The 23850-nt window shown below is 63.1% G+C and carries 17 protein-coding genes; 12 read left to right on the forward strand and 5 right to left on the reverse strand.

The annotated features are described in order from the left end of the window. Positions 1 to 79: 79 nt before the first annotated feature. Positions 80 to 1459 (reverse strand): nicotinate phosphoribosyltransferase, encoded by a 1380-nt coding sequence (locus ABGM93_RS17750; RefSeq protein WP_321501722.1) that lies wholly within the window; start codon positions 1457 to 1459, stop codon positions 80 to 82. A gap of 5 nt (positions 1460 to 1464) precedes the next feature. After that, on the reverse strand, positions 1465 to 2103 hold the full coding sequence (gene pncA / locus ABGM93_RS17755; RefSeq protein WP_321501724.1) for a bifunctional nicotinamidase/pyrazinamidase: 639 nt from the start codon (positions 2101 to 2103) through the stop codon (positions 1465 to 1467). Positions 2104 to 2105: 2 nt separating this feature from the next. Here pncA and ABGM93_RS17760 point away from each other — a divergent pair, with 2 nt between their 5' ends. From ABGM93_RS17760 to ABGM93_RS17775, 4 genes are all read left to right on the forward strand, one after another. Beyond that, positions 2106 to 3947 (forward strand): hypothetical protein, encoded by a 1842-nt coding sequence (locus ABGM93_RS17760; RefSeq protein ID WP_321501726.1) that lies wholly within the window; start codon positions 2106 to 2108, stop codon positions 3945 to 3947. A 13-nt stretch (positions 3948 to 3960) separates the two neighbouring features. Then, the gene (locus ABGM93_RS17765; RefSeq protein ID WP_321501728.1) at positions 3961 to 5271 is read left to right on the forward strand and encodes an aromatic amino acid lyase; all 1311 of its coding nucleotides are present in this window, start codon (positions 3961 to 3963) and stop codon (positions 5269 to 5271) included. A gap of 175 nt (positions 5272 to 5446) precedes the next feature. Continuing rightward, positions 5447 to 6247, forward strand: coding sequence for a GntR family transcriptional regulator (locus ABGM93_RS17770; RefSeq protein WP_321501730.1), 801 nt, complete (start codon positions 5447 to 5449; stop codon positions 6245 to 6247). A 36-nt stretch (positions 6248 to 6283) separates the two neighbouring features. Continuing rightward, a complete protein-coding gene (locus ABGM93_RS17775) occupies positions 6284 to 7681 on the forward strand; it encodes an AMP-binding protein (protein WP_321501732.1) in 1398 nt (465 codons plus the stop codon). Positions 7682 to 7867: 186 nt separating this feature from the next. On the opposite strand, the gene rquA is transcribed toward ABGM93_RS17775, so the two are convergent. The 3 genes from rquA to ABGM93_RS17790 form a co-directional block, all read right to left on the reverse strand. Next, a complete protein-coding gene (gene rquA / locus ABGM93_RS17780) occupies positions 7868 to 8533 on the reverse strand; it encodes a rhodoquinone biosynthesis methyltransferase RquA (RefSeq protein WP_321501734.1) in 666 nt (221 codons plus the stop codon). 669 nt (positions 8534 to 9202) lie between these two features. Then, entirely contained in the window at positions 9203 to 11680 is a 2478-nt protein-coding gene (locus ABGM93_RS17785; protein ID WP_321501736.1) for an EAL domain-containing protein, read from the reverse strand. Positions 11681 to 12005: 325 nt separating this feature from the next. Beyond that, positions 12006 to 13442: an NAD-dependent succinate-semialdehyde dehydrogenase gene (locus ABGM93_RS17790; protein WP_321501738.1), complete on the reverse strand. Its 1437-nt coding sequence runs from the start codon at positions 13440 to 13442 to the stop codon at positions 12006 to 12008. Between the two features lie 701 nt (positions 13443 to 14143). Here ABGM93_RS17790 and ABGM93_RS17795 point away from each other — a divergent pair. The 8 genes from ABGM93_RS17795 (at position 14144) to ABGM93_RS17830 (ending at position 23850) form a co-directional block, all read left to right on the forward strand. Continuing rightward, positions 14144 to 15247 (forward strand): GlxA family transcriptional regulator, encoded by a 1104-nt coding sequence (locus ABGM93_RS17795; protein ID WP_321501740.1) that lies wholly within the window; start codon positions 14144 to 14146, stop codon positions 15245 to 15247. 20 nt (positions 15248 to 15267) lie between these two features. After that, positions 15268 to 15750, forward strand: a complete 483-nt coding sequence (locus ABGM93_RS17800) for a hypothetical protein (RefSeq protein ID WP_321501742.1) — start codon at positions 15268 to 15270, stop codon at positions 15748 to 15750. Next, positions 15705 to 16397 carry a helix-turn-helix domain-containing protein gene (locus ABGM93_RS17805; RefSeq protein ID WP_321501744.1) on the forward strand — a complete coding sequence of 231 codons (693 nt, stop codon included), beginning with the start codon at positions 15705 to 15707 and terminating at the stop codon, positions 16395 to 16397. Before ABGM93_RS17800 ends, ABGM93_RS17805 begins: the two co-directional genes overlap by 46 nt. A 157-nt stretch (positions 16398 to 16554) precedes the next feature. Further along, complete coding sequence (locus tag ABGM93_RS17810; RefSeq protein ID WP_321501746.1) at positions 16555 to 17805, forward strand: sarcosine oxidase subunit beta family protein; 1251 nt, start codon at positions 16555 to 16557, stop codon at positions 17803 to 17805. An 11-nt stretch (positions 17806 to 17816) separates the two neighbouring features. Beyond that, positions 17817 to 18098: a sarcosine oxidase subunit delta gene (locus ABGM93_RS17815; protein ID WP_319775220.1), complete on the forward strand. Its 282-nt coding sequence runs from the start codon at positions 17817 to 17819 to the stop codon at positions 18096 to 18098. Further along, a complete protein-coding gene (locus ABGM93_RS17820) occupies positions 18098 to 21109 on the forward strand; it encodes a sarcosine oxidase subunit alpha (RefSeq protein WP_321501748.1) in 3012 nt (1003 codons plus the stop codon). The genes ABGM93_RS17815 and ABGM93_RS17820 overlap by 1 nt, the downstream gene beginning before the upstream one ends. Further along, entirely contained in the window at positions 21102 to 21695 is a 594-nt protein-coding gene (locus ABGM93_RS17825) for a sarcosine oxidase subunit gamma family protein (protein WP_321501750.1), read from the forward strand. The genes ABGM93_RS17820 and ABGM93_RS17825 overlap by 8 nt, the downstream gene beginning before the upstream one ends. Positions 21696 to 21798: 103 nt before the next feature. Continuing rightward, positions 21799 to 23850 carry an NADH:flavin oxidoreductase gene (locus ABGM93_RS17830; protein ID WP_321501752.1) on the forward strand — a complete coding sequence of 684 codons (2052 nt, stop codon included), beginning with the start codon at positions 21799 to 21801 and terminating at the stop codon, positions 23848 to 23850.

Here is a 23850-nt window from a genome sequence, read left to right on the forward strand (position 1 = left end):
GACATGTTCGCGCAAAAGCACCCCGCGCGTGCGGGATGCTGTCTCTTTCAGTTGAAATCGCTGGCGGGGTCGCCCTGCGTCAGGCGGTTGGCACGGGCTGGGCGAGCACGTTGCGCTTGAGGTCTTCGGCCAGTGTTTGCAGCTTTGGCGAAACGGTGACGGGATAGCTGTCCGCCCCCTTGAGCCGCTTCAGGCCTTCCGGCAGGCGTTCAAGCTGGGCGGCCGCATAGTGGCGGATCTCCATGAGGCTCGGCAGCGGCTCCACCAGCTCGCCATTGCGCAGGACCGGCTTCAAAAGCGGTTCGCCGGGCGCGTTCTCATCGGCGCTGGTGATATGGTCGCCCGCGATCAGCCCGTTGGCATCGAGGCTTCGATAGACCTGCGTGGCGCCGGGCCAGTAGGTCTTGCCTTCCGCAAGCTTGCGCCGCGCAGACCCGTCATAGGCCTTGAGCTTGTAGCCGCAATCGAGCGAGGGCTGGTCGTCGGAGGTCACCAGAGCGGTGCCCACGCCATAGATATCGATGGGCGCGCGCTTGGCGGTAAGCTTTTCAAGCTCATATTCGTCGAGCCCGCCGCTGGTGATGATGTTCAAATGGCCAAGGCCGCCGTCATCGAGAATGGCGCGGACCTTGTACGCCATTTCCGCAAGATCGCCGCTGTCGATGCGGACGCCCTTCAGCTTGATGCCCTGCGCATGGAGCGTGGGGGCAAGCTCGACCAGACGCCGGGCCGCGCGCTCGGTGTCATAGGTGTCGAGCAGGAAGACCGTCTGGTCGGGACGCGCCATGGCGAAGGCACGGAAGGCTTCCACCTCATCGGAGAAGGTCTGGATGAAGGCGTGGGCCATCGTGCCATAGAGCGGAATATCGAAATGACGGCCCGCGGGCACGCTCGCGGTGCCGTCGAAGCCCGCCAGATAGGCGGCGCGAGCGGCCAGCACACCGCTTTCGCCGGAGTGCGCCCGGCGCAGACCGAAATCGACGATGCCCTTGCCGGGAGCGGCCAGCTTCATGCGGGCGGCCTTGGTGGCGACCAGCGTCTGGAACTGCATGAAGTTGATCAGCCGGGTCTCGACAAGCTGGGCCTCTGCCACCGGCGCGGTGATGCGCACGATCGGCTCATCGGCGAAGACGATGGTGCCTTCCGGCACGGCGTCCACATGGCCGGTGAAGCGGAACTCGGTGAGGAAGCGGGCCAGCTGCTCGGAGAAATCGTCGGTGCGGCGCAGCCATTCGATCTCAGCCGGGTCGACGCGCGCGCCCTGCAGAAAACCGACGAGCTGTTCAAGGCCGGCGGCCATGTAGAACCCGCGATTGTCAGGCATGTTGCGGGCGAAGAACTCGAACACGGCCGTGCCCTCCATCCCGGCGGCGCGATAGGCCTCCAGCATGTTGAGCTGATAAAGGTCGGTCACCAGCAGGGAGTGGCCGAAATCGGTATCGGAGAGAGTGTCTGCCATGGGTCTCACGCAGCAATATCGGATGCGGCGATGCGCTGTGCACCGGCCTCATCCATGGCGGCAAGTGCCGCATCAAGCGATCCGTCGAGATCGATCGCCCGGCAGGCATCTTCGATCAGGAACGCGTCGAAGCCTTCCTTCAGCGCATCCTCCACGGACCAGCGCACGCAGAAATCCGTGGCCAGCCCGCAGAAGAACAGGCGCTTGAAGCCGCGTTCACGCAAGTAGCCGGCAAGGCCGGTGCGCGTCTGGCGGTCGTTCTCATAAAAGGCGGAATAGGAATCGATCCCGATCCGGTAGCCCTTGCGCAGGATCAGCTCGGCACGTTGCGCACGAAATCCGGGGTGGAACTCGGCCCCCTTCGTGCCCTGGACGCAATGATCCGGCCAGACCGTCTGAGGACCGTACTCGGCCGCAATGGTCTCGAAGGGCTGCGCGTTTTCCTGCGCGGAGGCGAAGGAAAAGTGGTTGGCGGGATGCCAATCCTGCGTGGCGACCACATGGTCGAACCGGTCGAGCAGCGCGTCGATCACCGGCACGACCGCATCCCCATCGGCAACGGCGAGCGCGCCGCCGGGCGTGAAGTCATTCTGGACATCGATCACCACGAGGCAATCGGTGGGGGTGGGCCGATTATCGGTCATCCGTGATCCTTGATCTTTTGCTCTGCCTGAGAATAAGCAGGCGCGCAAACGATGTAGAGCCGGGCGCAGTCATGGCAAGGCTTGGGTGTCCGGTCAATCCGCTGTTTGATGATTTGAACGCGCCCGTTTACTGGTCGCGCGGGGGCGGATCGAGAAAACGCAAGCCGGGACAAGGGACTGGCCGCTGCGCCGGGGGTTGTGGCCGGTTCGAGGGAAAGTCCGATTTTTTGCGACACGTCCTCTTCGTGAGATCCGGGATGGTCCTCATCCGGCTATCGATGTCGCAATTGGCAGGTTCCGGTTCCTCGTGGCCATGGCGCTCCCTGATCACAGAGCGTCCATGGGACGATCATGCCGGGCGGGCGCAAAGCGGTGGCGAAAAACAGGACGAATGGGGCTGCGTTCGTTTCCGGATTGCGATTACTATCGGCTCCTTCGCGAGAAGATTTCATATCGAAGGAGAATGTCATGTTGCAGAAGGGATTGGCGAGCGCATGTATCTGACTATTGTTGCGCCATTCCGGACATTGCTCAATCTGGACTCTGATCTTGCCTTCGCGGATTCGGCTGAGTTCGTCGATCTCAGCAAATGCGCGCTTTCCAGGTTCGCGGCCAAGCGCGACGTGGCTCGATGTGAGAGCCGGGTGCCGGTCGCCGATACGACATACACCCGATATCGCAGTCTGGATGAGGACAGTGATACATGGAATTCCGCACCTGTGGTGAAGTTCGAAATCGGGCAGGGCGATACGGCCGAGATGTGGACGGAACTGCGCGGCACGAGCCCGGACTTCGCCTTTATCAACGGGTTGTGCGGCCTGACGTTGTTTCTTTTCGACAATACCGTCGGTGTTTTCGTCGTAACCGTTGATGCGGCCGATCAGGCGGAGGACGGGCCGAGGATCCCCGGTGATACGCTGGAACGGCGGCTTACGGATTATGCGGCGCAGCTTACGGGGTTGCTTCAGAAGCGCTACGTGGAAGGCTACATTCGCGAATTGTTGGCCGTGGAGAAAGAACGTGGCGGCCGGCGGCGCGCCCGCTTTATGCGCAGTCCGAACGAGTTCCTCGCATTTGAGGATCTGCGTAACCACCCTTATCCGCAGTGGAATTCAGAAAAGCCGTCGCTCTTCTGGGTGCACAGGGTGCTGGAACTGTTCCGGCCCGATGCGCGTGCGCATTGCGCGCCGATGATCCGGCAGCCGGATCTGTATGATCAGGCAGAGGGAGAGAAGTTCCTGACTTGCGCGGGCACGAGCTACGTCTTCGACGAGAGTGTCTTCGAAAAATACATCAAGGCGCAAGTCTACGGTCAGTATTTTGCAGGCATGTTTGAGGCGATCCGCGTCTCGCAGACCCGGCTGTTTCGGAATCTTCTGAACGTCAACAAGAAAGTAAAAATCGGCGAGGAAACGGGGCACCTTGACCGACTGGAAAGCAAGATCGCATTGTTGGAAAGCGATCTGCATGAGTTCGTGGATGGGCTGCAAAACGAAAGTGCGCGCGCTTTCGCTGGGATCGAGCAGCAATTCGGCCTGTTCTGGATGCTGGAAGCCATGACCAAGCGCAACCGCCTCCTGCACCAGAGGTTGCGCAGTCTCACCGAAGCACGTAACCGGTTGCGGGGCAAATTCCTCAGCTTCATTCTGGTCACGCTGGGCGGTGTGCAGCTTCTGGATCTGATCATCTCCATCTGGAGCTATGGCGTGTCGCGCGAAGGCAGCGGGATAATCGGGCTGACCAGCCTTGCAAGGGTGGTTCCGATAGATATCGCGCTGAATACGGCGCTTGCGTGTTTGCTGATCGCGGCTGCAAGTTGGGTCTGGTGGCGGGGAAGACCGTGAAAGGGCGGCCTTGATGAACGAACTGAAGGATTTCCTCACCACGATCAAGACGGGGCGTCTTGCGACGTCAGTGCTCGCAGGCGGGGAGAAGGTGGATGCCAATTACAGGGAGTTCCGCAGATATTGCGCGGGCGCACACCGTCGCGTCTATGGGGTGAATACGCTTCCCGGGCATCGCGACGATCATGAGGTCGCTGCCGGGGAACAGGTCAGCTTTCAGTATGATCTCATCGAGAACCACGCCATCGGTGGACCGCCGTTTCACGATGAGCGGGCAGCCCGTTGCATCACGCTTGCCAAAGTCTATGCCACTGCACGGCCGGGGGCACTGGTTTCCGGCGGCTTGTTCAGGCGGATGGCCGCCGCAGCGGTGGCCGATGATTTTCGGCCCGAGGTGCCAATCCACGCTTCCTATTCCGCCGGGGATGTCATTCCGGCGGCGCACTGGGCGCGCGCGTTGCTGGGCTGGATTCAGTCGCACGATCCCTACACGCTTCTGCCGGGCGAGGGGATGGCGCTTGTCAACGGGGCTTTCGTCCATGTGGGGCTCGCCGCCGCTCTGGTCTTCGATCTTCAGCAGATGTGGACCCGGCTGCTATGTGCGGCGCGTGCGTCGCTTGAGGTGGCGGGCCACGATGATGGGGTCGAACGGTATTTCCAGCATGGCGCCGATGATTGGTATGATCGAAGCCTCGCCTATCTTTACAGCAGCAGCCACGCGCGGCGTGGCGCGGTTCAGCCCGCGGTCTCGATTCGGGCGGTGCCACAGGTCGTGAACGCCCTGTGCGGGGCGGTGAGGCAATACTGCGGAGTGCTCGACGACGCGTTAAGCCATGCCTCGGGTAATCCGATGTTCGATGCGCAGCTCAGTGATGCCCCGGTGGAAAATGGCTCCTTTCTCGATCCCTGCCTGACGATTGCCGCGAGCGGGCTTGCGGAGGCAGTGCTGCTGAATGGCTGGGCTTCCGTTCAAAGGGCAAAATTCGTTCTCAGCGGTCAGAGCATTGCGCGGACGAAGGATGCTGCCACAGCATCCGATCCCATCGGACTTGTGCAATGGCCGAAGCTTGCCCAGGCCAAACTTGAGCGGATGCGTGTTGCCTGCGGCACACGTGCCTTCGTCAGTGGCGGCGCAACGTCGCTTGGGGTTGAGGACCTGTGGAGCCATGGGGTGGAGACAACGGCAAATGTGCGCGGGCTCTGTCACTCTTGCAGGAGATCCTCGCGATCGAACTCTATTGCGCCTGCGCGGTGCTGGAACTTGCCGATGAGCCCCATCCTTTCGATGAAACGAAGTTGCGTGGTGCGAAAGCGGTTCGGCTGAACGAGACGGAGGTGTTCGGGATGGCCGCAAAGGCCGCTGCCAACGCGCGCGATTGCCCGGATTTTCTTTTATGACATCCGGTTGAGAGCCCTCGCCTAAGGGGCAGCCCCAAGTTTTCTGCGCGCAGGTGCGCAGGATATAAGGTTATGACAACCTGCTGGGGGAGATAGCGGTTTTGTCCATACGGTCAGCCAGCGAGAACGAACTCGGCATTCCCCTTCATCACCATGTCTATATCGTTTTGCGCCAGCAGATCCTGGAACGGCATTATCCGCCGGGTGAGGTGATGCCATCGGAAATGGAACTGTCTGCGCTGTTCGGCGTCTCGCGCATCACCGTGCGTCGTGCGCTGGACCGGTTGCAGAGCGAGAAGTTCGTCTCAAGAGCGCGCGGGCGGGGCACCTTCGCATTGCCGGTGGTGCCGCCCGCCCCGATCAAGGCGAACCTGCGCGGCATCTTTGAAAACCTCGTCGCGATGGGGCTTCAGACCACCGTGCGGCTGGTCGAATTCGCGCATGTCCCGGCCTCGCCGGAAGTCGCACTCGCCTTGGCGTGCGCGCCGGGCGATGATGTGCAGCGCGCGGTGCGAATCCGGTCGCATGAAGATGTGCCGTTTTCCCACCTCACCACCTATTTGCCGCCTGCGGTGGGGCGTCTCTTCAATGAGGCGGATCTGGCGGAACAGCCGCTTCTGACGTTGCTGGAAAAGGGCGGCGTGAAGGTGGCGGGGGCCGAGCAGTCGATTTCGGCAAAGCTCGCCGATCCGATCGTGGCGCGGCTGCTCGATACCGAGCCGGGGGCCGCGCTCGTTTGGGTGAAGCGTCTGGTGCGGGACGATGCAGGCGTTCCGGTCGAGTTTCTTCAGGCCCTCTACAGGCCCGAGATCTACGAGTATCATATCAAGATGGCCCGGATCGAAGGGGACAATGCTTCGATCTGGCGCCCGCAGGAGGTATCCGGCACCTGGCCGGCTTGATCGCGAAAACTGACCACGACATCGAAGGCGAATCCGATGGTTGATACGCTGTTCCTCGACGACTGGGATGCTCTGACCCGCGAGCGTGACACGCGCTTTGCCGCCACGCTCGACCGGATTTTCGCCTATCACCCCTTTTACAAGGATCTGCTGGCCCGCGCCAAGCTGCGCCGCCGCGATATCAAGGGCGTGGCCGATCTCGCCCGCCTGCCGGTGACCACGCGCAGGGATTTCCTGGCAAATCCTCACGCCTTCATCCTGACCTGGCCCGATGGGCCGACGTCGGATGAAAGCAGCGTCTGGGATGTGATGTATACGAACGGTTCGAATGGCGCGCCGGTGCCCTTCGCCTCCACCAGCTATGATTTCATGAACATCCTTGCGCTCAATCGCAACATGCTGCGCTTGCGCGGCGCGCGCGAGGACGACCGCATCCTGAACCTGTTTCCGCTGACCCGTCACCCGCACGGGGCCTTCGCGCGCACCATGAACGCAGCCGCCGCCTTCAACCTGCCCGTTACCGCCGCCATGCCCGGCGCGCCCAATGCGCGCCAGCCCGACATCGGCAACGGGCTCGACAAGGTGCTGGACATCGCCCAGCGCACCCGGCCCACGATCCTCTGGGGGGTGCCGTCCTACATTCGCGAGTTGGTGGCGCGGGCGGATGAGAAATGCGTCAAGCTGCCCTGGGTGCGGCTGGTCTTCGCGTCCCTGGATGCGTTCAATGAGGGAATGCGGGCGGATCTCACCGCGGGGCTGCGACGGCTGGGGGCGGAGGATCCGCAGGTCAGCGTTTCCTATGGCGCGAGCGAAATGCAGGGCAGCATGGTGGAATGCGTCAAGGGCGCGGGCTTCCACAATCCGGCGCCGGACCAGTTCTGCTTTGAGGTGGTCGATCCCGATACGCACAGGCCTCTGGAGGATGGTGAGGAGGGATTGCTGCTTCTGACCCATCTCGACCGGCGCGGCACCGTGATGCTGCGCTATGCGTCCGGCGACATGGGCCGGCTGACCCGCGAGCGCTGTCCGCATTGCGGGGCTCTGACGGAACGCATCATTGGCGCGCCGAGCCATCATGACGGGTTCGTCAAGGTCAGCGGGCGCCTCATCGATCCGCAGGCACTGGCCGAGCTGCTTCTGGGGACGGACGAGGTGGCCGATTTTCAGGCCATTGTCGAATATGAGGACATGGTCGGCGGCGTTGGCGGCGGCAAGGGCAGGGGCAAGACCGGGCCGCGCGATCGCCTGCGCATCCGTGTGGCGCCCACCGGCACAGGACTTGCGGGGCTTTCCCACATGCTGGCGCAGCGTGTGGAAGCGGTCTTCGAGGTAACGCCGGTGATCGAGATTACCTCCGCCCAGGACCCCATGCTGGCCGGGCGTGGCTGGCGGGTGCGCCCGCTGATGGACCTGCGCGCAAAAAAACGCCGCTAGATCCGGCATGTTGCGCAAGAGGGAAGGTAGGCCTGGGAAAACGCGGGCGCGCCAGCAAGGAAAAGGCAGGGCCACGCAGTCCTGCTTTGTCCGTTTGGGGACGGGAGCGGCGGATCTTCCGGTCCTCCGTCTTGCGCGAGGTGCGCCTACGGAGAACCGGAAAGTTGCGAAGGGGCGGACCTGCGCCTATTCCGCGACGCGGGTCGCCACGACTTTCTGATACAGCCCGCCGAAGAAGGTCTTCTTGGTCCAGGTGAACTTGCTGGAAAGCTCACTGTAGTTCTGGATTTCGGAGGCGCAGAGCGAGGCGGCGAAGGGCTCAAGGAAGCGGAAGACCGCCCACATGATCGGGCCCATCGGGTGGAAGCGGTTCCACTGGTGATAATCGACAAAGACCGCCTTGCCGCCGGGGCGCACGGCCTCCAGCACATTGTTGACGATACGGTACTTGTAGTCGTCCGGCACTTCATGCAGCAGGAAGAAGCAGCACACGCCGTCAAAGGTGCGGCCATAGGGCTCGATGGCATTGGCGTGAACCACGGTTGCGTGATCCATGCCTTCCAGCTTCTTGCGGCAACGCTTCACCTGGATCGGCGTCACATCGCGCAATTCGTAGCTGCCAGTCGGACCCACCCGCTCGGCAAGCGTCTTAGGCAGGTAACCGTAGACATTGGCGGTCTGAAGCATGTGGTCGCCGGGCTTGAACTCATCCACGGCGGCCTTCACCAGCTTGTTGGCATTGCCCCAGAGAATCGTCTGGACGACGATCTGGCGATCGAGGAGGGCGACGAGCCGCGGATTGACGTAAGCCCAGTCGTAGATTTCCTCCATGTAGGAAGGAAGCTCAGGCATTGTTGCTGTCGCGCGCGGTGCTGACGTTTCGGCAAGCGATTCGCCTACAGGCTCGCCAACAGTCTGGGCTTCTTCAAAAGATAGGGACATATAAGAGACCTTCGGGCACGTTGAGATCGGCTCGGCGTCAGGGGGGTGGCTGTGCTTGGGAGCCTTGCAGCCATCTTCGATGTCATGCAGGCGAGCCACCGTTTCCGTCCAGGGTGGTTGCGGCCACGCATTGCGCCGACCCTTTTGATTGTGTGCGCAATGTTGTGTCGTGACTAGCGGCCTTTTTGTCTCCCCCCCTGGCAAGATCCTCCGCGGCGCTATGCAACCACGACGGGAGATGCTTTTGCAACCTCGTATAAAGCCGTGAGACCTCAAAAACTGTTGCTAAAGATCGTAACGAGATATTCCGATATTCATATAAGTCGCAAGGATTTGAGGAAACACGGCATTGAAGCCGGGGTCTTGATCAGCGGCGTGTGAAGGCCGAAGAGCCAGCATCCCCGGCCCGGGTCCACGGGGCTCTGCCTCAACCTCGCCGGGCAGGATCGGGGGCGTTCGGTACTGGGGTCCCCAATCGCGGCCTGGACATGGGGATGCGGCAGGTCGACGGGTGGCGGGGGCGACTTGTGCCGCCTTGCGCGACGATATCCCGCGTGTCTGTCCGATCTCGGGTCTGGCCTAGCCCGCGACCTTGCGAACCCGCTTTTGCGGGGCGGCCTCCTCGGAGAGCGAAAAGGAGCGACCGAGCAGCCCGGCCAACTGGTCTGCGGGCAGGGGGCGGCTGAACAGATAACCCTGCACCTGTGTGCAGCCCTCCTTTTGCAGATGCAGCAATTGTTCCTCGGTCTCCACCCCTTCGGCGGTTGTGGCGATCTGTAGGCTGCGGCCAAGGCCGGTGACCGCGCGCACAATGGCCGAGGCTTCCGGGCGATCGGACAGGGTGCGCACGAAATACTGGTCGATCTTGATCTTGTCGAAGGGGAATTTCTGCAGGTAGCTGAGCGAGGAATACCCCGTTCCGAAATCGTCCATCGCGATGTGGATGCCGAGATCCTTCAGCGCGCGCAAGGAGCGAACATTGGCCTCGCTGTCGTGCAGGAGCACGGATTCGGTGATCTCCAGCTCGACGCGTCCAGGCTCGATGCCCGACATTTCTAGCGCATGGGAGACGGCTTGCACGATCCGGTTGCCGCGAAACTGCACAGGAGACAGGTTGATCGCGATCCGGATATCGTTCGGCCAGTGAGTGGCCTCCCGGCAGGCCTGTTCCAGAACCCAGGCGCCGATATCCATGATCAGGCCGATTTCCTCCGCAAGCGGGATGAATTCCTGCGGCGGCACGAGCCCGCGGTCGGGATGGTTCCACCGCAACAGGGCCTCAAAGGCGCAGACGCGGCCCGTTCTGAGGGACACAAGCGGCTGATAGTAGAGGGTGAATTCCCTGGCATTCAACGCCCGGCGCAGGTCGAGCTCCATGGCGCGGCGCGCCTGAAGCCGGGTGTCCATCTCGGTTTCGAAATAGCGGAAGGTGCTTCGTCCGTCGTTCTTGGATCGATAGAGCGCCATGTCGGCATTCTTCAGCAGAAGATCCGGCTCCTGTCCGTCGTGCGGGGCAACCGCGATGCCGATGCTCGTCCCCACCACCACCTGATGGCCGTCGATCTCGAAGGGGAGGCTGATCACCTCGATGAGACGGCTGGCAAGCCGGCTGGCTTCGGCGATCTGCTCGATATCGTTCAGGATGATCGCGAATTCGTCGCCGCCCAGCCGCGCGACGAAGTCGCTGCGCCGCAACGTTGAAGTGAACCGCGTGGCGACCGCCTGAAGCAGCTTGTCGCCGATCGGGTGGCCGAGCGTGTCATTGACGCCCTTGAAGTGGTCAAGGTCGAGGCAGAAAACGACCACCATGCCCTGAGACATCTGCGCTCGCTTCAGGGCCTCGTTCAGGCGTGTGCGAAACAGAACCCGGTTGGGCAGGCCGGTCAGCGCATCATGGTGGGCCATGTGCTCGATACGGGCCTCCGCCTTGCGCCGTTCGGTCACGTCGACGACGGAAATGACGAAGGTCTTGCTCCCGGCGAGGTCCATACGCCGAACATAGGGATAGACCTCCATGATGGTTCCGTCGCTGCGCACATGGGCCCACACGTCCCGTCCCTGATAGGGCGCGTCCAGGTCGTTCAGGAACGCCTCGAATTCGTCGCGCCGGTTCCGGGGCACGATCTCCAACGTCGTCATGCTCAGGAACTGCTCGGCCGAATAGCCATAGTGGCGGATCGCCGCCTCGTTCACCTGCAGGATCTTCAGGCTTTCACTGTCCACCAGCCACATGGGCAACGGATTGCCTTCGAACAGGATGCGGAAGGACCGTTCACGGTTCTTGATGTCGGCAATGTCGGTCAGGGTGACGGTGAGGAGTTCGCCCGCCGGAGAGACACTGACCTTGAAATGGCGCAGCTCGTCGCTGCCGGGATAACTCACCTCGAAGCTGATCCGCTCGCCCTGTTTCGTTGCACGGGCGAGGTTTTCGATGACCTCCGATTCCTCCAACTCAAGGCCGAGTTCGGACAGCCGGCTCCATTGCAGCCGTTCGGCTGGCAGGTTCAGGAGCCTCGATGCGCCCTCGTTGAAGGCGACGAACTGGAAATCAACGACCTCGCGATTGGCGTCCATGATGGCGGTCAGCGCGATCATGCCTTCATCGCTGGCGCCAAACATGGTGTCGACCACATCGTGCCGGGTCTCGCGCCGGTCGAGGACGAGGACGAACACCTCCGGGCCCCACAAGCTCGACAGCGGCAGCGCCCAAAGATCGTAGGTCTCGAATTGACCCTGCGCGACCTGATGGGTGGTCACCCGAGCGGGCTCCTTCGATTGCAGACAGTAGTGGATCGCGTCGCGCATGCTGTGGGCGCGATCCGGGCGCAGGCCGGAAAAGAGAACGCCATCGCGCGGGATCTCGCCCCATTCGCCGAACGCGGAGCCGACGCGAGCCAGATTGTAATCCTCTTGCGAGGTTTGGACGACCAGCGCCATGCTGTCGGCGAAATGACCCAGATTTCCCAGTGCGACATTCTCGTAGGGCGGCAGAGCGCCATTGGCGGGGCGCTCCGAACGCCAGCGCAGCAACAGATAGTCGATTGCGCGTCGAGACATGGTAGGCGACGCCGTCTCCGGCGCAGATGGGGGGTGATCTGGTGTGTGGTGCTTCAAGGTCGGGTCCGTGATGGCAGTGCCGTAGAGGCAGTCACCGCAGGTAAGATGATCAGCACTATTCGCACGGGATATTTTACAGAGTGATGACCATCCGGGGCGCCGAGGCCAGCCGGACAGGGTTTTATGAAAAACAGGGTGAATGAAACCTTTCGGCCGACTGGCTTCCTGCGCCGGTGGCCCTGGCTGGCCTGGTCAAATCGGCCAGCAGACCCGGCGGGAGGCTGTCTCCCGCCGGGGGCTTTCGTGTCTTTGCGATGCCGGATGCCTATTGCATCTGCGTGACGAAGCGGGTCTCCAGATAGGCTTCCAGGGCTTCCGAGCCACCTTCGGTGCCGTAGCCGGAATCCTTGATGCCGCCAAAGGGCACTTCCGGAACCGCCAGGCCCAGATGGTTGATGGTCATCATGCCGGCATTCACCCGCGTGGCAAGCGCGTGGGCGCGCTCGGAGGAGCTGGTGAAGGAGTAGGCCGCCAGACCGAAAGGCAGACGGTTGGCTTCCGTGAAGGCTTCCTCATCGTCGGCAAAGCGGTTGATCACCGCGACCGGCCCAAAGGGCTCCTCGTTCATGATGCGCGCGGTCGTCGGCACGTCGGTGAGCACGGTGGGCTCGAAGAAATAGCCCTGATTACCGATGCGCTTGCCGCCGGTCTGGAGTGTTGCGCCCGCATCGACTGCGTCGCTGATCAAGCCTTCCAGTGCCGGGATACGTCGCTCGTTGGCGAGCGGGCCCATCTCCACACCGTCCTCAAGGCCGTTGCCGACCTTGGTTGCCTTGGAGGCTTCGATGAAGCCTTCGGTGAAGCGGTCGGCGACGCCTTCCTGGATGAGGAAGCGGGTGGGCGAGACGCAGACCTGACCGGCGTTGCGGTACTTGTGGACCGACATCAGCTTGATCGCCTTTTCCACGTCCGCGTCATCGAAGACGATGACCGGGGCGTGGCCGCCGAGCTCCATGGTGGCGCGCTTCATGTGCAGGCCCGCAAGCGCCGCAAGCTGCTTGCCGACCGGGGTGGAGCCGGTAAAGGAGATCTTGGCGATGGTCGGATGCGGGATCAGGTATTCGGAGATCTCGGAGGGAACGCCATAGACCAGGTTGATGACGCCGGCGGGGATGCCCGCATCGACGAAGCAGCGGATCAGCTCAGCCGGTGAGGCCGGCGTTTCTTCCGGAGCCTTGACGATGATCGAGCAGCCGGTGGCAAGCGCGGCGGAGAGCTTGCGCACGATCTGGTTGATCGGGAAGTTCCAGGGGGTGAAGGCGGCAACGGGGCCGACCGGCATCTTCATGGTCATCTGGATGGCGCCGGGAAAGCGCGAGGGGATGATCTGGCCGTAGCTGCGGCGGCCTTCTTCGGCAAGCCAGTCGATGGTGTCCGCACCGCCGAGGACCTCTGCCTTGGACTGGCCCAGCGGCTTGCCGTTTTCCTTCGTCATGATCCACGCGATGTCGCTCGCGCGTTCACGCAGGAGATTGGCCGCCTTGCGCATCAGCTTGTAGCGGGCAAAGACCGAGGTTTCGCTCCAGACCTTGAAGCCGCGTTCCACCGATTCAAGGGCGCGGTCGAGATCGGCCTTGCCGGCATGGGCGAGGCGACCGATCTCCTGGCCCGTGGCCGGGTCGATGATTTCGAGTGTGCGGCCGTCGGCGGCATCGCACCATTCGCCATCGATAAAGAGCTGAACGCTGGGGTAGGTCGTCATGGGTAACTCCGGGTTCTCTTTCAGTCTGCCGACTTGGGTGACGGCTTGTTGTCCTCGCAGGAAATAGGGGGGGGCCGTTGAAGCTCAAGCTTTTGCCCTGACAAATGCCAGTTTGCGGCTTGACGGCGACCCGGCTTTTCCTGCCCGACGCTTTCGCGGAAGGTGAGAGATGCGGCGGCGGCGGAAGAAGAAAGGCTCCCGTCGCCCGGTGCGGGACGTGACCTCCGGCTCCGTCTGTTGGAGTGGGGGAGGCGGAGGTCTTCCTAGCACGCCTTTAGGGAAGTTCGAAGCGGCGGGATGCTTCAAATTTCAGCTTTTGTTGCTCAAAAGAGAGCATAAGTGCGGCTTTACATTCGTATTCGGACAAGCCGATACTGAAAGCGTGGCGTTCGCGATCTCAATAACGTCGAGGAATTGAGAGCCTCGGGACAAGAGGGCCTGACCGGTCGGGAACCCCGACGGTCGGGGGAGGCGGCGATACGCAGGGTTCTGAGGGCTTTCCGGCGTTTTCGGAAAGGCGGTTGAGGCAAGCGCAGGGCATGATCGGGGCCTTTTCGGCCCACCCGGCTTTAGGGAGCCGGGGATTGGCCGGGCGCTTTGATCGGAGGCGCGGAGGGGCGGCCGGTCGGATTCACATTGGTGCGCCTGCAATTGCGGTCAGGCGGGCATGATGTCGACAGGTCGCGCACCGTTTCACACATATGGACCATTCGGAGAACCCGGACACGGCGGAAACCATCGGTTTCCTGCTCATCCCGAATTTCTCGATGATCGCGTTCGCCTCCGCGATCGAGCCGTTGCGTCTTGCCAATCATTTGAGCGGCAAGCCGCTTTATGACTGGGTGCTGCTCTCGCGCGATGGGGGGAGCGCGCAGGCGAGCAGCGGCATTCCCGTCGGTGTGTCCCATTCCATCAGCGATGCGCCTGCGCTGCCCGCGCTTGTCGTGTGCGCCGGTGTCGAGGGGCACTGGTATGACGACCGGCAGGTCCTGGCCTGGCTGAGGCGCGTGGCCTCCAAGGGCACGGCGCTGGGCGCGGTCTGCACCGCGAGCCACATTCTGGCCCGCGCCGGGCTTCTCGATGGCTATCGCTGCACGGTGCATTGGGACAGTCTTGCAAGCTTCACCGAGAACTTCCCAAATCTGGTCGCCACGGGGGAAATCTTCGCGGTCGATCGCAACCGCTTCACCTGCGCGGGCGGGACGGCGGCGGCCGACATGATGCTGCACCGGATTGCGGCGCGCCACGGCGAGGATCTTGCGGCGCGTATTTCCGAGCAGATGCTGCATGACAAGATCCGCCCGGCGGCGATGCAACAGAATGCGATCATCCAGCAGCCGCTGGGCGTGGAGCGGCAGGAGCTTCAGGCCGCCATCCGCCTCATGCTGGCGACCATCGAACAACCGCTGGACCTGCTGACGCTTTCCCGTCGGCTCGGCCAGTCGCGGCGCAATGTGGAGCGACTGTTCCGCACCTACATGAACTGCTCGCCGGGCAAGTATTATCTGGGGCTCCGGCTTATTCGCGCGCGCCAGCTTCTGCACCAGACGTCGAAGACGGTGCAGCAGGTGGCGGTGTGCTGCGGCTTTGTCTCGGCTGCCCATTTCAGCCGCTGTTACCGCGATCACTACGGTGTGCCGCCGCGCTCCGACCAGATCGCCAACCGCTACCGGATGAGCGCATTTGCGGGAACGCAAGCCGCCGCGCACGCGCCGGTCGCGCTGGCGGACGAAGAGGCGATGACTGCCCTGGCGATGCTCGCCTCGGTGGAGGAAGATCTTGGCGAGGAGCGGGAGGCGTGGTGACCTCGGCAAGAGATCGGCAGATGGGAACTGACAGGACGGGCAACAGGTCGGCAGGCGGCGGGCTGACAGGTGATGGGCGGGCAGGCGGCGGGCAGGCAAGTTCTGGCCGACCGGCGCTTTCCGTCGGCTTCCTGCTGACCAACAATTTCACGCTGACGGCGCTTTCGAGTTTCATCGACGCGTTGCGGCTGGCGGCTGACGAGGGCGACGGCAGCCGTCCGATCCGCTGCCATTGGCATGTGCTGGGCAATGCGGATGAGCCGCGCAAATCAAGCTGCGGTATCACCGTTGCGCCAGATACCCCTTATGATTTCGATCTCTCCGGGCTCGACTATCTGGTCGTGGTGGGGGGGCTTCTCCATCGCGGACCGCAGCTCGATGCGCAAGGTGCGGCCTCTGTCTGGCGCGGGCGGCGAAAGCGGGTATCGCGCTGGTGGGGGTGTGCACGGGGAGTTTCGTGCTTGCGCGTTCCGGCCTCATGCAGGATCGGGCCTGCTGCGTGAGCTGGTATCATTTCCGCGATTTCATCGAGGAGTTCCCGCATCTCGTGCCGGTGGCCGAGCAGCTTTTCGTGGAGGATCGCGACCGCATCACCTGTTCGGGCGGGGCGGGGGTGGTCGATCTGGCGGCCCATCTGATCGAGCGGCACCTGGGGGCCCAGGCGGCCCAAAAGGCGATGCACATTCTTCAGGTCGACCCTGGCAGGGCCGCCAACCAGTCCCAGCCGCCGCCGCCCGTGGGCGGGCCGGTGCTGGATGGTCGCGTACGGCGCGCCATGCTGATGATGGAGCAGAACCTCGGCAATCCGCTCGCCATGGAGGAGATCGCGGCGCGTCTCAAGATCAGCACACGGCAGTTCGAGCGGGTTTTCCAGTCCGCCACTGGCATGAGCCCGAACCGTTTCTACCGGCTTTTGCGGCTGCGCTATGGGCTATGGATGCTGAAAACCTCGCCGCGCTCGGTGACCGACGTGGCCCTGGAGGCGGGCTTTGCCGATTGCGCGCATTTCTCCCGCCACTTCCGCGATGTCTTCGGGATCAATCCGTCGAAAGTGCGCAAACAGGCCGAGACGGTCGAGGCGGACATGATCCTGCCCATCAGCGGCGGAACCAGCCGGAAAACGCAGTACGACCCTAGGTTCCACGGTTGAGGAACATTGCCTTCAACGTGTGCTGCGCGCCGCAGCCATGTCGATACGCGACAGGTCCTCGATGTCGGATATATTCAAATTCTGCGGCTTACCTGTTCTAGCGTAAGCTTGGCCTTCGGTTCCATTCTAGTCGAATGTGCCGAGGGGAGTTTGCGCTATGGCGTCCTATTCGTTGTTCGCGCTGGCGAAGAATGCCTTGTCCCATCATCAGGGATGGGAGCGGGCCTGGCGCGACGCCGCGCCGAAGTCCGAATATGATGTGGTGATCATCGGGGCGGGCGGGCACGGCCTTGCGACCGCCTATTACCTTGCCAGGGAACACGGCATCACCAATGTCGCGGTGATCGAGAAGGGCTGGCTCGGCGGCGGCAATACGGGCCGCAACACCACCATCATCCGCTCCAACTATCTGTGGGACGAGAGTGCGGCGCTCTATGAGAAATCGCTGCAGCTCTATGAGGGGCTCAGCCAGGACATCAATTACAACATCATGCTCTCGCAGCGCGGTGTCCTGAACCTCGCGCACAATCTGTCGGATGTGCGCGAGGCGCAGCGGCGCACCCATGCGCTGCGGCTGAACGGCATCGACAGCGAGTGGCTGGATGCGAACGAGGTGAAGGAATTCTGCCCCGTCATCAACATCTCGCAGGATGTGCGCTACCCGATTATGGGCGGAACCCTGCAGCGGCGCGGCGGTACCGCGCGCCATGATGCGGTGGCCTGGGGGCTGGCGCGGGCGGCGAGCGCGCGCGGCGTCGACATCATCCAGAATTGCGAGGTGACCGGCATCCGCCGCGCGGGCGGCAAGGTTACCGGTGTGGAGACCTCCAAGGGTTTCATCGGGGCGAAGAAGGTCGGCATCGTCACGGCGGGCAATTCGTCCGTGATGGCGGAGATGGCGGGATTTCGCCTGCCGCTTGAAAGCCATCCGCTTCAGGCGCTGGTCTCCGAACCGGTCAAGCCGGTCATCGACTGCGTGGTCATGTCGAATGCGGTGCATGTCTATGTGAGCCAGTCCGACAAGGGCGAACTGGTTATCGGGGCGGGGATCGATGCCTATACCGGTTACGGCCAGCGTGGCTCCTTCCACATGATCGAGCACCAGATGGGCGCGCTTCTGGAGCTGTTCCCGATCTTCTCAAGGCTTCGCATGATGCGCCAATGGGGCGGCATCGTGGATGTGTGTCCGGATGCAAGCCCGATCATCTCAAAGACGCCGGTCGACAATCTCTACATCAATTGCGGCTGGGGGACCGGCGGCTTCAAGGCGACAACGGGATCGGGCTGGGTCTTCGCCCACACGATCGCGCGCGATGAGCCGCATGAGATCAACGCGCCCTTTGCGCTCGACCGCTTCACCACCGGCTATCTGATCGACGAACACGGCGCTGCCGCCGTGGCGCACTGAGGGGACGTGACATGCTGCTGATCCAATGCCCCTGGTGCGGGCCGCGCGATGAAATCGAGTTTTCCTATGGCGGGGAGGCGCATATCGCGCGCCCGCAAGATCCGTCGCAATTGAGCGATGCGGAATGGGCGGAGTTCCTGTTCATGCGCACCAACACCAAGGGCGCGCACAAGGAGCGCTGGAACCACGCCCACGGATGCCGACGCTGGTTCAATGTGGAGCGGGACACGCTCACCTATCAGATCAAGCGGGTCTATCACTGCGATAGCACGCCCGTTCAGGAGGGCAAGTGATGGCGCGGTTCCGCAAGACGGAAGGCGGGCGGATCGACCGTTCGCACCCCATGAGCTTCACCTTCAACGGCAAGCGCTATCAGGGCTATGCGGGCGACACGCTGGCCTCCGCGCTCATCGCCAATGGTGTGCATCTGGTTGCGCGCGGCTTCAAGTATCACCGCCCGCGCGGCATCTATTCCGCAGGGTCCGAAGAGCCCAATGCGCTGGTGCAGCTTGAGACGGGGGCTTTTTCCGAACCCAATATCCGCGCCACCCAGATCGAGCTTTATGACGGGCTGATCGCCTCCAGCCAGAACGCCTGGCCGAGCGTCGAGTTCGATATCGGCGCGGTGAACGGGCTGTTCTCCAAGCTCTTCGTGGCGGGCTTCTACTACAAGACCTTCATGCATCCTCGAAGCTTCTGGATGCGCTTCTACGAGCCGATGATCCGCAAGGCGGCTGGCTACGGCGTTGCCCCCACCGAGGCCGACCCGGACATTTACGACAAGATGCACGCCCATTGCGATGTGCTGATAGCGGGGGCGGGGCCGGCAGGACTGATGGCGGCGCTTGAGGCGGCGAAGGCGGGCGCGCGGGTGATCCTTGCCGACGAGCAGGGCGAATTCGGCGGCGATCTTCTGGGCCAGCACACGCAGATCGACGGCATGAAGGCTACCGAATGGGTTGAGAAGATCCGCGCCGAGCTCGCCTCCTATTCGGACGTGCAGCTTCTGCCACGCACCACGGTGACCGGCTATTTCGACCACAATTATCTGATCCTGAGCGAGCGGCGGACCGACCATCTGGCGCGCGGCACGAAGGGCGCGCGCCAGCGGCTCTGGAAGGTTCGGGCCAAGCGCGTGGTGATCGCAACCGGTGCCCATGAGCGCCCGCTGATCTTTGCCGACAATGACCGCCCCGGTGTGATGCTCGCCAACGCTGCGCGCACCTATGCCAACCGCTTCGGGGCGCTTCCGGGCGATTGCGGCGTCGTCTTCACCAACAATGACAGCGGCTATCGCGCGGCCATCGATCTGGCGCGCGCAGGGTGCCGGGTCGCGGCGGTGATCGATGTGCGCGCAAGGCTCACCGGCGCGATTGTCGAGGAAGCAAAAGCCGCGGGGCTTCGGGTCCTGGCGGGGCATGTGATTGCGGGCGTTCAGGGGCGCAAGCGGGTGAAAGGCGTCGATGTTGCGGCGCTTTCCTCAGATGGCGAGACCATCGGCGGGCCCGTGAAGCGGATCGGCTGCGATTTCGTCGCCGTTTCCGGAGGCTGGACACCCTCGGTGCATCTCATGTCCCAGTCGGGCGGCAAGGTTCGCTATGACGCGGAAAAGACCTGCTTTGTGCCGGATCGCTCCGTGCAGGAGGAGGTTTCCGTCGGCGCATGTCGCGGCGAGTTCACACTTGCGGGTGCCTTGAGCGAGGGCCGCGCGGCGGGGCGCGCCGCTGTGGAAGCGGTCGGGCTTTCGCCTGCGGACGAGACGCCGTTGCCCGCCATTGCCGAGGAACCGGAGGCGGCTCCGATCCATCCCCTCTGGATCGTGCCGGGTCTGAAGCCGGTGGGCTTCGGCAAAGCCAAGCATTTCGTTGATATTCAGAACGATGTCGCCGTCACGGATGTGAAGCTCGCCTCGCGCGAGGGCTATCGCTCCGTCGAGCACCTGAAGCGCTATACCGCAACCGGCATGGGCACCGATCAGGGCAAGACGTCGAACGTCAATGCGCTGGCGATCCTGTCGAGGGAGCTTGCAAGTCCGATCCCGCAGGTTGGCACCACGACCTTCCGCCCACCCTATACGCCGGTGACCTATGGCACCCTGGCCGGGCGCGATGTGGGCGATCTTTCCGATGTCGCCCGTGTCACGCCGATGCATGGCTGGCACGTGGCCAGAGGGGCGAAATTCGAGGATGTGGGGCAGTGGAAGCGCCCTTGGTACTATCCGCGCGGGGGCGAGACCCTGCGCGAGGCGGTGAACCGGGAGTGCCTCGCGGTTCGAAACGGGGTCGGCATTCTCGATGCCTCCACACTCGGCAAGATCGACATTCAGGGCCCGGATGCGGCGGAATTCCTCAATCGCGTCTACACCAACGCCTGGTCGAAGCTCGGTGTCGGGCGGTGTCGGTATGGCCTGATGTGCAAGGAAGACGGCATGATCTACGATGACGGCGTGACAAGCCGCATCGGCGAAAACCACTTCCTGATGACCACCACCACGGGCAATGCGGCGATGGTGATGGACCGGCTGGAGGATTATCTCCAGACCGAATGGCCTGATCTGAAGGTGTATCTCACCAGCGTCACCGAGCAGTGGGCGACCGCCTCCATCGCAGGCTCCAAGGCGCGCGATCTGGTGGCCGAACTGGCCCCGGATCTAGATCTCTCCAGGGAAGCCTTCCCCTTCATGTCGATGAAAGAGGCGACGGTTGCGGGGCTTCCCGCCCGCATTTTCCGGATCTCCTTCACCGGCGAGTTGTCCTTCGAAATCAACGTGCCTGCCCATATGGGCATGGCGCTTTGGGAGGCGATCTTTGCCGCTGGCGAGAAATACGATCTGACGCCTTATGGCACGGAGACGATGCACGTTCTGCGCGCGGAAAAGGGCTTCATCATCGTGGGGCAGGAAACGGACGGAACCGTCACGCCTTTCGATCTCGGCATGGAGTGGATCGTCTCCAAGAAGAAACCCGATTTCATCGGCAAGCGATCCTTTGCGCGGCCAGATACGGCGCGAAGCGACCGCAAGCACCTCGTCGGTCTCCTAACGGACGACCCGAAGGTAGTTCTGCCGGAGGGCGCCCAGATCACCGAGCTGGCCGATGGGACACCGCCGGTTCCCATGCTGGGCCATGTGACGTCGAGCTATTACAGCGCCACGCTTGGCCGCTCCATTGCGCTTGCCCTGATCAAGAACGGGCGCAACCGGAGCGATCAGACCGTCCATGCTCCGCTCGGCGACAAGACCGTGACTTGCAAGGTTGTGGATCCGGTCTTCTTCGATAGGGAAGGAACGCGCCTCGATGGTTGATGCAGCAACATTGCCGCGCGCAGGCGCGATGGCTCGGATTTTCGGTGCGGCGGAAGCGGCCCTTGAGGCCGGTCCGCTGACAGTGTGGGAAATGCCCGTTCCGGCGCAGATCAATCTTCGCGGAGATCCCGGGGACAAGGCCTTTCTGGACACGGTGCGTGGGGTGCTTGGCTGTGCCTTGCCGCTGGAGCCCAACCGCAGCGTGACGGGCGAGGAGATCACCGTTCTCTGGCTCGGGCCGGATGAATGGCTGGTTCTGGGGAAACCCGGCAGCGAAGGCGATCTGGTCGCGAAGCTGCGCGGCGCGCTTTCCGCCTTTCATTGCGCGGTGACGGATGTGACCGGCAACCGCGCGCAATTCCGGCTATCCGGTGTGCCCGCGCGGCTGCTTCTTGCCAAGGGCTGCAGCCTCGATCTGCATCCCTCGCAGTTCGGGCCCGGTCAGTGTGCACAGACGCTTGTCGTCAGGGCCGGCGTGATCCTGCATCAGGTGGATGAGGCCCCGACATTCGATCTCATGCCCCGGCGCTCCTTTGCCGAATATCTGTGGCACTGGCTTCAAGACGCGATGGCGGAATATCGCTGACTGAACGTCATCCTGTCGCATTTTGCGCAGGAACTGTCGCAACGGGATGTGACGGGCCGCGGTCGGGCTTTCAAACTCTTGTGTGAGGAGGAGGGAACCGTTCATGTCCGCTGCCCATGACGCCTTGCTGCGTCCGCTCACCATCAAGGGGCTCACGATCCGCAACCGGGTCATGAGCACCAGTCATGCGCCGTCTTACGGCAAGGACGGCAAGCCGCAGGAGCGCTACCAGCTCTATCACGAGGAAAAGGCGCGCGGCGGCATCGGGCTCACCATGTTCGGCGGGTCGTCTTCCGTCTCGCCCGACAGTCCGGCGACACCCTGGAACCAGATCTCGGTCGCCGATGACAGCGTGATCGAGCATTTCCGCACATTCTCCGACCGCATCCATGCCCATGGTGCGGCGCTCATGGTGCAGCTCACCCATATGGGACGGCGCACCCGTTGGGATACGGAGAACTGGCTGGCGACGGTCTCGCCCTCCACCGAGCGCGAACCGGCAAGCCGCTCCGTGCCGAAGGAGATGGAAGACACCGATATCGCCCGCATCATCGCCGACTTTGCCCAGGCCGTGCGCCGCTGCAAGGAAGGTGGTCTCGACGGGTGCGAGTTTTCCGCCGCCCACGGCCATCTGATCGACCAGTTCTGGAGCCCGGCCACCAACAAGCGCACCGACAAGTATGGCGGCAGCCTGGAGAACCGGATGCGCTTTTCCATCGAGGCGCTGAGCGCGGCGCGCGAGGCGGTGGGCGAGGATTACATCATCGGCATTCGCATGTCGGGCGATGAACTGATCGATGACGGCCTCAGCCACGAGGATTGCCTGACCATCGCCCGCACGCTCGCGGAGCGCGGGCTGGTGGATTTCGTCAATCTCATCGGCGGGCAGGCGCGCGATCACATTGCGCATGCAATCTCGCTGCCCAACATGTCCTTCCCCGTTGCTCCTTTTCTGGCACTCGCCAGCGCGATCAAGCGCGAGGTGGGCGTGCCTGTTTTCCATGCCCAGCGCATTACCGATCTTGCGACAGCCGCGCGGGCCGTCGAGGAGGGCCATATCGACATGGTCGCCATGACGCGCGCCCATATCGCGGACCCGCATATCGTGAAGAAGCTGATGGAGGGGCGCGCCGACGATATCCGCCAATGCGTCGGCGCGGGCTACTGCATCGACCGGATCTATGCGGGCAACGATGCGTTGTGCCTCCAGAACGCGGCGACGGGGCGCGAAGCCTTCATGCCGCATGTGATCGCCAAGGCGCAAAAGCCCTTGCGGGTTGCCATTGTCGGTGCCGGTCCGGGCGGGCTTGAGGCGGCGCGCATCTCGGCGGATCGCGGGCATGAGGTGGTGCTGTTTGAAAAGAACGCCGCTCCGGGCGGTCAGGTCTCCATTGCGGCCAAGGCCACATGGCGCGAGGCGCTGACGGGGATCACGCGCTGGCTCGCCCAGCAGGTTGAGAAAAAGGGCGTGGATCTTCGTCTCGGCACGGAGGCGAATGCCGCGCAAATCGCCGAATTCGCGCCGGATGTGGTGCTCATCGCCACCGGCGGGACGGCCAATCGCGGTTCCATTCCGGGCGCTGAGCTTGCCCAGACCACGTGGGAGATGTTGAGCGGCGAGGTGGAGCCTGCCGAGAGCATTCTCGTTTATGACGGCACCGGCCAGCATCAGGCGCCGTCCTGCGCGGAGGTGCTGGCGAAGAAGGGCGCGCTTGTCGAGATCGCCACGCTGGACCGCATGGTGGGGGAGGAAATCGGCGGCACCAACCAGCCCATTCACCTGCGCGAGCTTTACCGTGCGGGGGTGATCCTCTCGCCGAACCTCAACCTCGTGCAGATCTACGCGGAAGGAAACAAGCGCGTTGCGGTGCTACGCAACGAATTCACGCACGAGGAGGAGGAGCGGCTCGTCGATCAGATCGTCGTTGAATACGGGACGCTGCCGGAAGACGGTCTCTATCACGAATTGAAGGAGGCTTCCGTCAATCGCGGTGAGATGGATATCGATGCGCTTCTGGCGGGAAAGCCGCAGCCTGCGGTTGCCGGGCTCAACGGGTCGGGCGGTTATGCGCTTTTCCGGCTCGGCGATGCGGTCGCCAGCCGCAACATCCATGCCGCGATCTATGATGCGGCGCGCCTTTGCAAGGACCTCTGA

The sequence above is a fragment of the Breoghania sp. genome (assembly GCF_963674635.1).
Taxonomy (GTDB): domain Bacteria; phylum Pseudomonadota; class Alphaproteobacteria; order Rhizobiales; family Stappiaceae; genus Breoghania.

Excerpts from the sequence above, each read along its gene's own strand:
- ABGM93_RS17775 (WP_321501732.1), top strand. The coding sequence starts at position 6,284 with ATGGTTGATACGCTGTTCCTCGACGACTGGGATGCTCTGACCCGCGAG.
- ABGM93_RS17785 (WP_321501736.1), bottom strand. The coding sequence starts at position 11,680 with ATGTCTCGACGCGCAATCGACTATCTGTTGCTGCGCTGGCGTTCGGAG.
- ABGM93_RS17750 (WP_321501722.1), bottom strand. The coding sequence starts at position 1,459 with ATGGCAGACACTCTCTCCGATACCGATTTCGGCCACTCCCTGCTGGTG.
- ABGM93_RS17815 (WP_319775220.1), top strand. The coding sequence starts at position 17,817 with ATGCTGCTGATCCAATGCCCCTGGTGCGGGCCGCGCGATGAAATCGAG.
- ABGM93_RS17765 (WP_321501728.1), top strand. The coding sequence starts at position 3,961 with ATGAACGAACTGAAGGATTTCCTCACCACGATCAAGACGGGGCGTCTT.
- pncA (WP_321501724.1), bottom strand. The coding sequence starts at position 2,103 with ATGACCGATAATCGGCCCACCCCCACCGATTGCCTCGTGGTGATCGAT.
- ABGM93_RS17790 (WP_321501738.1), bottom strand. The coding sequence starts at position 13,442 with ATGACGACCTACCCCAGCGTTCAGCTCTTTATCGATGGCGAATGGTGC.
- ABGM93_RS17810 (WP_321501746.1), top strand. The coding sequence starts at position 16,555 with ATGGCGTCCTATTCGTTGTTCGCGCTGGCGAAGAATGCCTTGTCCCAT.
- ABGM93_RS17830 (WP_321501752.1), top strand. The coding sequence starts at position 21,799 with ATGTCCGCTGCCCATGACGCCTTGCTGCGTCCGCTCACCATCAAGGGG.
- ABGM93_RS17820 (WP_321501748.1), top strand. The coding sequence starts at position 18,098 with ATGGCGCGGTTCCGCAAGACGGAAGGCGGGCGGATCGACCGTTCGCAC.
- ABGM93_RS17795 (WP_321501740.1), top strand. The coding sequence starts at position 14,144 with ATGGACCATTCGGAGAACCCGGACACGGCGGAAACCATCGGTTTCCTG.
- ABGM93_RS17800 (WP_321501742.1), top strand. The coding sequence starts at position 15,268 with ATGGGAACTGACAGGACGGGCAACAGGTCGGCAGGCGGCGGGCTGACA.
- rquA (WP_321501734.1), bottom strand. The coding sequence starts at position 8,533 with ATGCCTGAGCTTCCTTCCTACATGGAGGAAATCTACGACTGGGCTTAC.
- ABGM93_RS17825 (WP_321501750.1), top strand. The coding sequence starts at position 21,102 with ATGGTTGATGCAGCAACATTGCCGCGCGCAGGCGCGATGGCTCGGATT.